The following is an 11,760-nucleotide window of genomic DNA, read 5'->3' as shown; positions in this document are numbered from 1 at the left end:
TTCTATTCGATATGTAAAGGTAGTGAAATGGTGAATTTCGTTCCTGAATTAGGATAACTTTTCACATGGATATCTCCGTTATTTTCTTTAATCAGCCTATACGATAACGTAAGTCCCAAACCGACTCCCTTTTCTTTATTTGTGAAAAAAGGTTCGAAAATATGGTTCAGTTCTTCCTGTTTCATCCCTTTTCCCGTATCGGATATGGTAATCCGCCCTGTCTTTTCGTTCTCTTTATCAATGGTGATTTTAATGGTCTTTTCCTTTGTTTCTTCAACGGCATGAATCGAATTCAACACCAAGTTAAGAAGTACTTGTTGTATTTGTTGTAAATCTATATAAAAAATAAGGTCCTCCGCAATCTTCTGCTCGAAATTTATTTGATTTTTTTCCATGGTCACCTTATGAAAAGCAAGTAATGATATAAGTTCATGAGCGTGGCAATTTGTTATATTTGGCGGACGCGGACGTGCATATTCAATTAAATCGGTAACAATCCTATTCAAACGATTAACTTCATTAGGCAAGTGCTCCATTAGAACTTGTCGGAATTGAGGATTATCATATTTACTCGGAAGTAAATCAATGAATGTTTTAATCGATGTCAACGGATTCCTTATTTCATGTGCGACACCTGCAACTAGTTGACCAAGAGCGTGCAGCTTTTCTTGTGTGACCAATTTTTTCTCCAATGTTTTCTTTTCCGTCTCATCACTCATGGAAAGCAAGTATCCGGTTTGTATATCTTCAGAATTGAACATCTTATGCATCGAATATGATATCACCTTCTGTTCATTTTCCTCATTAAGTACCAAGATTCGAAAAGAACCCGTACAATTATTTTCACTTTGTTCTTGATGTAAAGCTTCGAAATTCTTCATTAATTGCGAATGATTCATAAAATTCAGAATCATTTCCTTGGAAATGTTGAGAATGTCCGACGCCTTTGCATTGCAGCTGGTAATCATGAAATCGAGATCGAATGTAATGATTCCATTATTGATATTGTTTAAGATTTGATCTTTGAATGCCTCAGCGTTAGCGATGTTTTGCTTTTGTTTCTCTAAATCCTTATTTAATAAATGTAATTTTAACGTCTGGTTATGAACGGATTTTTTTAGCTTTTGATTCCATATGTAAATGATTAGAAGGATAAGGGCTACTCCAGTTAAGCTGATAATCAACCAGAATATGAATTGCTCCAGCCTGGCAATTTTTTGATTGGATTGTGGCATGACCCATTTATCAATTATCCCATTGATATTTCGGTTTGCTTTAAGTTCTGTGAGTGTATTATCCATCATGAAAAGAAGGGATTGATTCCCTTTTTTTACTGCAATCGTATAATCCGCCGGTTCAATGACTTCATCGAGAATGATGTAATTTTTTTCTTGGCGGAACTTTTTCAAATAGAAATCAGCAGTCCATTTGTTTCCGATGAATACATCTGCACGGTTGTTCATTAAGGTTAAAATACCCGAGTATTGATTCGAAACGGTCGTTAAATTTGTATTCCTCATATTGAGAAAAGTACTGATTACTGGAGTGTTATGGTCAAGGACAACATGTGAATCACGTAGATCCGTTAACGTATGAATTTCCTGTTTCTTTTTACTAGGAATGATTATGGATTGGGACATTGTAAAATAGGATTGAGTGAAATCAAGTTGGTTATCTTTTTCGGTATTATAGGTACTTCCAACAATTGCATCAATTGTTCCGCTACTTAAGGCTTTTTCGGCTTCTTCCATCCTCATCGGAATATATTTGAAATCTACACCATTATATTTTGCTATTTCCTCCATTAAATCGATATTGATGCCTGTCAGCTCACCAGCTTCATTTTCAAATGAAAATGGGGGAAGAGCACTCTCTCCAGCAATTATAAAAGTCTTTTGTTCAGCAAAAACAGCGGGAGACCAAAGTGATTGAACAAAGACTATCAAGCAAAATATACTTAGTTTAAACAGCTGTTTTTTAATTAAAGAACCCTCCTTCAATGTCAAAATCCTAGCAGTCAGTGTTTCTCGGTTAATACTCCATGATAATATACTTCTCCAATCAGGGCTTGAACCCTTTAAAATGCTAAGAATTCTTGACACAATCTAACAATTTCCTACAAAAAAGTGTGTGATTCTGTCTTACCAAATACATATAACCCCAGCAACCTTTGCTGAGGTTAAGGTTAGGAAAAGACTACTTATTTTAATTAATAAGTAGGCAGACTGTAGCCAAACTAAATGAAACTCGAGTTTGGCTGCAGTCTTTTTGGCTTGTACAAATTTGGAGGTTGATTTCCACTTCAAGCACTCGCTTTCAGGTCTGCCTTGGACTGCTATTCCCGCAGAGTCTCGCACACCCGCTCCAATCAACTATGTTAAAAATTTAGATAGAATTCCTGTTGCCTCAGTTTTTTTTGTTTTAAAATTGAACGATTAAAACTTGAGGTGATGAGGATGCTTTCGAAACATAATTCTATTCATCGAGATCAACTTGAAATGATTACTTTAGATCAACTGGTGCCGGCGAATCATTTGGTTCGTAAAATTAAGCTTCCATTGATTTCACTTTCATTTATGACTTGGTGAAAGATATGTATTCAGAGGATAAGCACCCGTTAGTTCAAGAAAAGTGTACCTTTCAGCAAAAAGCCAAAGGGTACACTTTTGGTGTTTTCCATTTTGATGATTTGATTGAGTGGATACTGCGTTCCAAAAGGGAGGTCGAGAGTACGTATATTGAGGAAATATCTTAAACTTGATTCATTTTATTTTCTCATCGATATACTAATCCTTTAATCCCTTTCCATTGAGAATATTCTGCATACATTTTTCAACTCTTGACTCTCGAGTTTTGGATTGTTTTGGTTGAGAAAAATGAAGAATGTATGCTCTTTGCCGTCCCGGTGTCAATGCTTCAAAAGCTGTTTTCAAGGCAGGGATTGCATCGAATTTGTTTTGAAGCTCTTCAGGAATTGTGAATTCTGTCTTTTTAAAATCCACTTCCAAACCGGCTTTTTCAACATCAATGGCTTCATGAATATAGGCTTTCAAAATGGATTCCGTTGCCACTATTTCTTGAACATTGGTGAACCGAATCTGGCGCGCTCCCTGTACATTCTCCGTTTGTTGGATTAGAATCCCGTGGGCATCCTGTAACAAGGCACCTTTGTGAAACAAAAGCGCACAATATTCTTTAAATCCATGTATTAAAACTATGTTTTTTTTCTCAAATGTATAACAAGGATGCATCCACTTAAATTCTTCTGTCAGCTCACAGTCAAGAACGATATTTCTTAACGTTTCGTATTCTTCCTTCCACTTTTTAGCTTTACCTAAAAATTCATCAACCTTAGGATTCGTTCTACTATTTGTCATCACGGAACACTCCTCTTTCCGAGCGGTTTGCTTTTTCCTTTACGTTAGCTAAATTACTTAAAAACAGTTCAGAGGTTCGGTCTTACAATTCCTCTAACACTTTTTTAAGTTCTTCGCCCATACTTGCCCAACCATATTTCGCACCATTGAATGCTTGATCTTCTTTTTCGAACCCTGTTTGTTCAAGATTTAAGTAGGTTGTTCCATCTTCGTGCTTTAGTGTCCATGTGACTGTAGTATCTACCCCACCACTCACCCAAGTGTAAGATAACTTATAAGGCTCCTCCACTTCAAGAACTTCGGAATCAATAATTAAATTCCACTGTTCATTCCGAAACTGAAATTTATGACCGACGATTGGTTTAATATCATTAGGCATTACCCATTTCGCAAGAGTATTTGCATCCGTTAAGGCAAGCCATACCTTTTCGATCGGGCTCTTAAAATTAAAATCTTGTGATACTGTTAAACTCATTTTTTGTTCCTCCTCTAATATTTGGTTTAAAAGCAATATTCTTTCACTCCAGAATTTGCTGTAGAACGATACCCAATCCTCAATTTCTCTCAACGGGGCAGCATTCAGCCGATAACGCGTTTCCCTGCCGACCTTTCTGCTGATTACGAGACCAGCCTCTTTAAGGATTGTCAAATGCTTTGAAACCGCAGTACGGCCGATTTCAAAATGTATAGTCAACTCATTGAGTGGCAATTCTTCCACGTCCGCCAACAAACGTAACAATTTACGTCTTGATGGGTCAGCGATGGCTGCATATATATCACGCTCTTGAATTTTCTCGTTCAAAATCACCCCCCCTTTTAATTGGACACTGATTGGTGTCTTTTATTATATGACACCAATCGGTGTCATGTCAATTTCATTATTGACATACGGTATTTGTTTTATTCTCCTATCATCAAGTATATTTTTAAATCCTTTTACAACCAAATTTCCCCCTGTTGGATATGCACGTGTTTCAACAAAAGATCAAAATCCAGAACAGCAGCTTAACGTGATCTTGGAATTGAAGTACGATAGATCTTTATTGATAAGCAAAGGAGGAAATTTTTTTACCGTGCCTCCATATCTGGGGATGATTCGCGAAGGCGTTTATTATTCCTTGATTCACTAGACGGATTGAGTAAGGATTATGAGGGTTTCATTAACGAATGGAAGTATATTACTCGAGATCTGAACTCAGATATTAAGGTACTTCAAAATGAGACAATTTTTAATAGTAGGAAATTCAGAGATATGGGTGTTACTGGAGAATTTAAGAAGAAGGAGCTCTTTTTAATTCTGCTTTCATATGGGGCTGAGCAAGAAAGTAAAAAATAAGCAAAACACAGGCAGAAGGAATTGCAGTGGCAAAGAATAACGGCGAGAGATTCGGACGACATACGTAAGAATCAATAATGACTTCCTTCAAGTATATGAAAATAAACAATCAGGTTTTATAAACCCTCAACTTAGGAATGAGATTATTCGAACCCCTCTTGTCGACTATGACTAAAAGGTTTCTATCTAAATTTTTCAAACAAAGTTGATTGGAACGCGTGTACCAGACTCCCACTGGAAAAGCGTGTCGAAAGGAGAACACAGGCGCCAAAGAGCGCCGAGGGCGGACTGCCTTCGGAAAGCGAGTGTCCTACGCTCCAATCAGTTTACAAACCCTCAATATGTTATATTATTTTTCTATTTCAAGGTTTTTTATCATTTGCCTTAACGCTCCAAGATGATAAGCCGAGTGGGCAATGGTCGCATTTACATTTGTCAGCCATTTTCCTAAATCGATTGTATCGATTTCTGCGAAAAGAGATACATATTCTTTATGTAATTCCTCTCTGATTTCAGCCCATTTCACCTCATCAACAGTACCAATGGTCCAGCTTGCGTCCCAATCTTTTTCAAAGTCAGTGCCACTTATCATCGTTCGGATCACCCATAAATAATACCGTATGTGGTCTGAGTGAGCCGCAATGGTCGATCCGTTTATGGAACGTGAAGCATCTTCTGCGGTTAAACCATCAAGTGTACCAAAAACCCCGGTATTCGGTTTTGATTCAGTATAATAGCTCCCTTCATTTCCCGGTCCTTCAAACGTTTCTTTCAAGAGCATTTTTATTGAACTTGCCATCGTCTCGCTCATCTCAATTCCCCCCAAGTGTTTTAATGACTTCATTACTTTATAATACACTAAGACACATTAATAATCGTTTATATTTTGTTAAATTAATCCAAAAATACCGCATTTTAAAGAATTACTCGCTCAACTGGCCTAAGGTATGGATTTTCCTTTTATTTGGGTGCAGTTAGGATCCTTACATGTATTTGACGCTACTTTTGAAAAGAATAAAAAGGCCATTCCTTAATATAGAAGGAACAGCCTTAATTATTTATCAGAAAATATGATTCAGTCTGAAAAGTATACAATGATAAGCCTAAAATTTTAGTAGCTTTTCAAACGGTCCTCCAGGGACACAATTCTAAACTTTAACTCTTGATTCGAGTCTAAGCCCCCTATTACAATTTGATTATCTTCCGTAATGGTGACATATCTGAAGGTTTCTTCTCCATGGATCTTTATTTTTGTCTCCAATGTCGTTTCCATTTTTGCAAAAACTTCATTTGTGTATGTAAGCGGAAGAAGATCATCTAATCCTTCTTCGGGGCTGCCAAGCCACTTAAACATGAAATCTTTCAATGAATATTGTTCAATCATCGATAAATGATTTTTAAAAATTAATTTGTCAATTGTTATCTCTTTCAACTTAACCACTCCTCAATAGTATCTAAAGTTTATATCGATAAACTCCTAACATCAAGGGCATTACAATGACAAACCATTACATTTTGATTACTTGCTGACTAAATAAACCCTTTCCTTCCGAAAAATGGAGTTGTGTTACCTTGAAAATAAATTGGAGAATGATTTTTTTGGAATACGACTTTTAGGATTAACATGTAGAGGGGTTATTTTTTGAGAATGCACGTTTTGGTATAGATGATTATCCGTGAAACAAGGATTTTCATTTCAGTCGAAAAACAGCCTCCATTTGCTTATGAAATGAAGGCTGTTTTTCTTATATGAAAAATGTATAAACAACATTCAGTTAAAGCCTTTACATCATAATTCTTGTTTTCCTTTAACACCATTTATCGAATAGCTGATTTTAATGTTGGCATTTAATGAGTGATATACTGAACAGTACGTATTTTTGGATAATTGAATTGCACGGACCACTTTATCTTCAGGCAGATCACCCTCCAATAAATAGTGAATATGAAAATCGGTAAACCGTTTAGGGTGATTTTCCGATCGTGCCCCTTCTATTTCTATTTGAAAGGCCTTTGTTTCAAATCGCATCTTTTTTAAAATCATTACAATATCAATGCCTGTGCACCCAGCAAGAGAATGCAGAAGTAACTCAGTGGGTCTTGCTCCGCTATTGTTTCCTCCTACATCTTCGGCAGCATCCATCTTAATTTCATGCCCCGACGGAGTTGTGCCAGAAAAGGCCATTTCCCCTGTCCATGTAATCATTGTTTTCATTTGAATCAATTCCTCCCTATCTTGTCGTTTAGTTCAATAATAGTCACATGTTTATTTAATGTAAGTACAGATCATTTAAGTCTTAAAATAATATTTCCCCAATGGGATCAGTACGTAAATGTAAAGTGTACTTGGCTTCTGGATTGTTTATACCTAATTCGTGATGGCCTAATACTCTTATATTCTTCCCAAAAGCCTTACATAGTTAGTCATACTGATTTTGTTTCATGGCATTATATACCTTTACCATGAAGTTTTATAGTGTCCTTCTCCATTCAAAGGAGTTTTATAACTATTATTCTCCCCATCTTGCCAAGTGATATTGCCATTTTCATCTTTTAGGACGAACTTGAATTCATAAAATCGATTTGCGGCTAAAAGAAATGTTCCACTCCAGCTGCCTTCTTTGCTTTGGGTGAGTTTATATTCATAATCCTCAGGATTCCACCTGCCGATTTCCCCTCTATCCCCAATTAAGTAAACTCCATGAGTGGCAGGTACATTTTCAACTGTGAATGCAACTGGAATGGACATGCCTTCCAATTTATCGGCCATCATCCTGAACTCATTCGTTGGATTTCCTTCATCGTCGAATAAATAGGACATCCTTAGCAAGGTAAACCCCTCAAAACCATGGTTAAACACCATTTCTGCTATATTGTCAAAGCCCGCTTCATTATTGATCAACGGGAGTGCGTTTTCCCCGTTTAAGGATATTCCTTTTTCATTGGCTAAAGAGGCAATATGGGTCACCAACGTTTTAGGTGCACTATAGGATGGGGCGGTATGTGCGTCTTGATCTCCCATTTCCAAACAGGTGAACGTGAGGGCCATATTCGATTTCTTAAATTGATTCAGTAATTGGGAGTAATTATAGTACCCTGCACTATACTCTGCTGAATGCGGCAGTACTGGATCATTCATTTTCCAGTGAACCCCTGAGATTTTAGCTCCAATTGGCACACCAAAGACTTCATCAAAATGTTTATGGGCAAATTTTGAGATTTTTGCAAGATGCTTTTCGAGTGCCCCTTGGTACCACTGCATAAAGTCATAGCCAAATTGGGTGTCGATTGCTCCGGCCCTGGTGAAAAATTCATCCCCATTTCCTGGCGGCTGAATCTCATTCCAGTTTTTATACGTTTTGCCCCAGGCAGCATTTACTTTTTTTATCGTGGAATATTTTTCTCTCATGGTAAGCCTGAAATCCCGTTTCGCTCCTTCTGTATAAGCTTGAAGCTGTCCCCTTTCAGGATAATCCCAACCATCAGCATTTTGATAGGAGGGATATCTTAGTTCCCCAGCTGGCCCTGCACTTAAGTATATTTTAGCTATTAAATCCTTCTTATCAGCAAAGTTCACTGCAAAGGATTTATACAATTCGTTGTATTGATCGGCTGTACCTTCCCACCAAGGAGCAAGTACTTCCTTATTCCAGAAACCACTTTCACTCTTGAATGCCATGTTTTCTAGAGTGTCTTTATTCCAGAGCCAACTCGGGATGGGATAGTTGCAATCATCCCCCACATTACCGCCACATTGATGTGTAGACAAAATGGGCACCCATTTTAAACCGGAAGCTTTCACGGTTTCCGCGTATTTTTTATAATAAGTCCAATCAAACTGATTATCTTTTTTACTCTCGACTAACCCCCACCAAATATCTGTCGTTATTGCATATACTCCATTTTCCTTCAACTGAGATAACTGGGCTTCAAATGCCTCCCAATCTGTAATTTCACCCAATGGGGCCATTACATAAAGCTTGTAATCTGGTTTTACTTCTGCCATTCCAGGTGTATTTGATAAAGGAACAAAATACAGCATAAAGGTAAAAACACCAACAGATAATTTGTTCATAAAAACGCCAACCTTTCCCCTATAACTTTATTCATTCGTTTATCGAAACCGCTTACATACATTCGTTTTAATAAAGGCATTCCTTTACTAGAAAGTATATTGCCTTTGGAAATATTTATCAATTAAATCATGTTAATTCAATTCATGCCACCTAAAATGAAAAAATGGATAGTCTAAGAGACTATCCAGAGCAGCTGGTTATAAAACAATATAAACATTATCATCTTCTATTTCAACATGGAATGTCTTAACGCAACCATTATCAGGTTTTTGGACTTCTCCATTCTTGACACTGATTTTCCAGTCATGCATCGGGCAAAAGACGTGATCACCGCTCACAATGCCTTCCACCAGAACCCCACCTTTATGTGGGCAACGATTTTCTATGGCCCGGAATTCACCATTTGCCAAGTGAAAAAGAGCAATTTCATGAGAGCCTATGGTCACTGTTTTCCCCAGGTTTTTTGGCATCTCATTTACTGTTGAAACCTTTATCTTTTGAAGAGTTTTTCCCATTTAGGCTACCCCCATATTCATTTATTTGATATAGCTGGAATTTTCACTTTTTGAAATAAACCGGTTTGGATTGCATGGCTCTCAATGATTTCTTTCCACGGTTCTTGCAAAACGGATAATGCCTCCTCCAAGCGTTGATTAAGCTCCATCCTTTTTTGCTTATCACCAATAATCGCCTTAATGGTATCGAACCCTACACGCTCAACCCAGACAGATGTTCTTTCTAAATAATTGGCAGTCTCTCGATAATGTTGGATGTATGCACCTGTAATTTCAATTACCTCATCACTTGTTTTCACTTTGCATAATAATTCAGCAGCTCTTAAATGGGTACCGCCGTTACCGCCAATATAAATTTCCCATGCACCGTCCACTCCGACAACACCAAGATCTTTGATACCGGATTCAGCACAATTACGAGGACACGCCGACACAGCCATCTTAACCTTATGCGGTGTGCCTACACGTTCAAATTTTTTCTCCAGGGCAATGCCCAGCCCAATTGAATCTTGGGTGCCAAAGCGGCAAAAGTTTTCACCGACGCATGTTTTCACAGTTCGAAGGGTTTTTCCATAAGCATATCCAGAAGGCATATCCAGGTCTGCCCATACTTTTGGAAGGTCTTCTTTTTCAACGCCGAACAAATCTATTCTTTGTCCGCCTGTAACCTTAAGTAACTTAACATTATACTTATCAGCAACATTTGCTATTTTCCGTAATTGATCAGGATTAGTGACGCCGCCATACATTCTTGGCACAACAGAAAATGTACCATCCTTTTGAATATTTGCATGTAGCCTTTCATTGACATAGCGGGATTCTTTTTCATCTTCATATTCAACAGGATGGATCATGCCTAAGTAATAGTTCAGTGCCGGTTTACACTTCGAGCAACCATCACTTGTATTCCAGCCGAGAACATTCATGACTTCCCGAGTATGTGTCAGATTTTTTTCACGTATTTCAGCAACAACCTCATCTCTGGATAATGTGGTGCACGTGCATATGGATTCCTTCTTGTTTGACTTACTGAATTCAGCGCCTAATGTCAGCTCGAGAATATCACCGACTAACGGTTTACACCCCCCGCATGACCTCGAAGCACTTGTGCAGCCCTTTACTTCCTCAATACTCGTTAACCCATTAGATTCGATAGCCGTCATAATATCGCCCTTTGTTACACCATTACAACCACAGATGATTTCTTCATTTGACATCGTAGAGACAAGACTAATACTGGGTTCACTTGTTCCAGCGTTTAAATATTCGGAAATCTCGGCATTTTTATTGATCATGCTCAATAGGTTATTGCTTTCCTTTGTATCCCCGAATAATACCGCACCAGAAATTTTCCCATTTCGAATCATCACTTTTTTGTAAGTACCATTCCATTCATTAAATTCCTTGATGGATTTAGCTTGTTCATCCTCGAAAATTTCTCCAGCCGAAAATACATCAACACCAGATATTTTTAACTTAGTGGACAGCACTGAGCCCTCGTAAGCTTTGTCGTCCAGCCCGCAAATCCTCTTGGCTAATACTTTGCCCTGTTCATATAGGGGGGCGACCAAACCATATACCATTTCACGGTGTTCCGCACATTCACCAACCGCAAAAATATTCGGGATTCTTGTTTCCATATAATCGTTCACGATAATTCCTCGATTGACAGGGATGCCGCAATTTTGGGCCATTGCAACATTTGGCTTTATTCCAACTGCCATGACCACTAAATCTGCACTGATTTCCTCTCCATCACTAAAGCGTAATCCTTTGACATCAAGTTCACCTAAAACCTCCTGGGTTTGTTTCCCAAGATAAAAATTCATTCCCTGGCTTTCAAGTTCCCGTTGCAGCATTTTTCCTGCTGCTGGATCTAACTGCCTATCCATCAAATAATCCGAGAGGTGAATAACATCTACCTGCATACCTAGATTTAAAAGACCCCTGGCTGCTTCAAGACCCAGTAATCCTCCACCAATGACTGCAGCCTTTTTATTATTTTTTGAATATTCAATCATTTTTTCACAATCTTCAATATTTCGAAAGGCAGTCACTCCTTTTTTATCTGCTCCCTTTATCGGCAGAATGAAAGGGATTGATCCGGTAGCTAAAATTAATCGATCATATGCGACTTCACGATTTGTATCTGAATATATGATTTGCTTAGTCGTATCAATATTCGTGACTGTTTCACCTGAAAATAGTGTAATATTGTTCTCTTTGTACCAGTTCCAATCATTTATTGTAATATCATCTATCGTCGTAGCCCCTTGCAATACATTCGATAGTTGGATTCGATCATAATTCGGATGCGGCTCACTTCCGAAGACAGTCACCTCAAACCTTTCCGGTTGAATTTTCAAAATTTCTTCTATACATCTTACTCCAGCCATACCATTCCCAATGAGTGCCAATTTCTGCTTAGCCATGTTTTGTCCTCCAATAAGGTTTTT

The 11,760-nt window shown here is 37.9% G+C and carries 9 protein-coding genes and 2 pseudogenes; 1 reads left to right on the top strand and 10 read right to left on the bottom strand.

All coding sequences use genetic code 11. The features are described 5' to 3' along the window. Window positions 1-2 precede the first annotated feature (2 nt). A complete protein-coding gene (locus MPH60_RS09875; RefSeq protein ID WP_241591642.1) occupies window positions 3-2,102 on the bottom strand; it encodes a transporter substrate-binding domain-containing protein in 2,100 nt (699 codons plus the stop codon). A gap of 354 nt (window positions 2,103-2,456) precedes the next feature. Here MPH60_RS09875 and MPH60_RS09870 point away from each other — a divergent pair. Continuing rightward, window positions 2,457-2,603 (top strand): annotated as a pseudogene (locus tag MPH60_RS09870) (IS5/IS1182 family transposase); the annotation flags it as partial. Window positions 2,604-2,786: 183 nt separating this feature from the next. On the opposite strand, the gene MPH60_RS09865 reads toward MPH60_RS09870, so the two are convergent. The 9 genes and pseudogenes from MPH60_RS09865 to nirB form a co-directional block, all read right to left on the bottom strand. Next, window positions 2,787-3,377: a YdeI/OmpD-associated family protein gene (locus MPH60_RS09865; RefSeq protein ID WP_241591640.1), complete on the bottom strand. Its 591-nt coding sequence runs from the start codon at window positions 3,375-3,377 to the stop codon at window positions 2,787-2,789. An 82-nt stretch (window positions 3,378-3,459) separates the two neighbouring features. Beyond that, window positions 3,460-3,852, bottom strand: a complete 393-nt coding sequence (locus tag MPH60_RS09860) for an SRPBCC family protein (RefSeq protein WP_241591794.1) — start codon at window positions 3,850-3,852, stop codon at window positions 3,460-3,462. A gap of 93 nt (window positions 3,853-3,945) precedes the next feature. After that, a pseudogene (locus tag MPH60_RS27750) lies at window positions 3,946-4,185 on the bottom strand (ArsR/SmtB family transcription factor); the annotation flags it as partial. An 877-nt stretch (window positions 4,186-5,062) separates the two neighbouring features. Continuing rightward, the gene (locus MPH60_RS09850) at window positions 5,063-5,524 is read right to left on the bottom strand and encodes a hypothetical protein (protein ID WP_241591638.1); all 462 of its coding nucleotides are present in this window, start codon (window positions 5,522-5,524) and stop codon (window positions 5,063-5,065) included. A gap of 300 nt (window positions 5,525-5,824) precedes the next feature. Continuing rightward, a complete protein-coding gene (locus MPH60_RS09845; protein WP_241591636.1) occupies window positions 5,825-6,145 on the bottom strand; it encodes a hypothetical protein in 321 nt (106 codons plus the stop codon). 357 nt (window positions 6,146-6,502) lie between these two features. Beyond that, the gene (locus MPH60_RS09840; protein WP_241591634.1) at window positions 6,503-6,928 is read right to left on the bottom strand and encodes an OsmC family protein; all 426 of its coding nucleotides are present in this window, start codon (window positions 6,926-6,928) and stop codon (window positions 6,503-6,505) included. Window positions 6,929-7,171: 243 nt separating this feature from the next. Then, complete coding sequence (locus tag MPH60_RS09835) at window positions 7,172-8,788, bottom strand: family 14 glycosylhydrolase (RefSeq protein ID WP_241591632.1); 1,617 nt, start codon at window positions 8,786-8,788, stop codon at window positions 7,172-7,174. A 198-nt stretch (window positions 8,789-8,986) separates the two neighbouring features. Beyond that, complete coding sequence (gene nirD / locus MPH60_RS09830; RefSeq protein WP_241591630.1) at window positions 8,987-9,304, bottom strand: nitrite reductase small subunit NirD; 318 nt, start codon at window positions 9,302-9,304, stop codon at window positions 8,987-8,989. Window positions 9,305-9,321: 17 nt separating this feature from the next. Then, window positions 9,322-11,736, bottom strand: coding sequence for a nitrite reductase large subunit NirB (gene nirB, locus MPH60_RS09825; RefSeq protein ID WP_241591628.1), 2,415 nt, complete (start codon window positions 11,734-11,736; stop codon window positions 9,322-9,324). Window positions 11,737-11,760 lie beyond the last annotated feature (24 nt).

This window comes from Peribacillus sp. Aquil_B1 (genome assembly GCF_022603275.1).
Classification (GTDB): Bacteria; Bacillota; Bacilli; order Bacillales; family DSM-1321; genus Peribacillus.
This window is presented reverse-complemented; position numbering and strand designations above follow the sequence as displayed.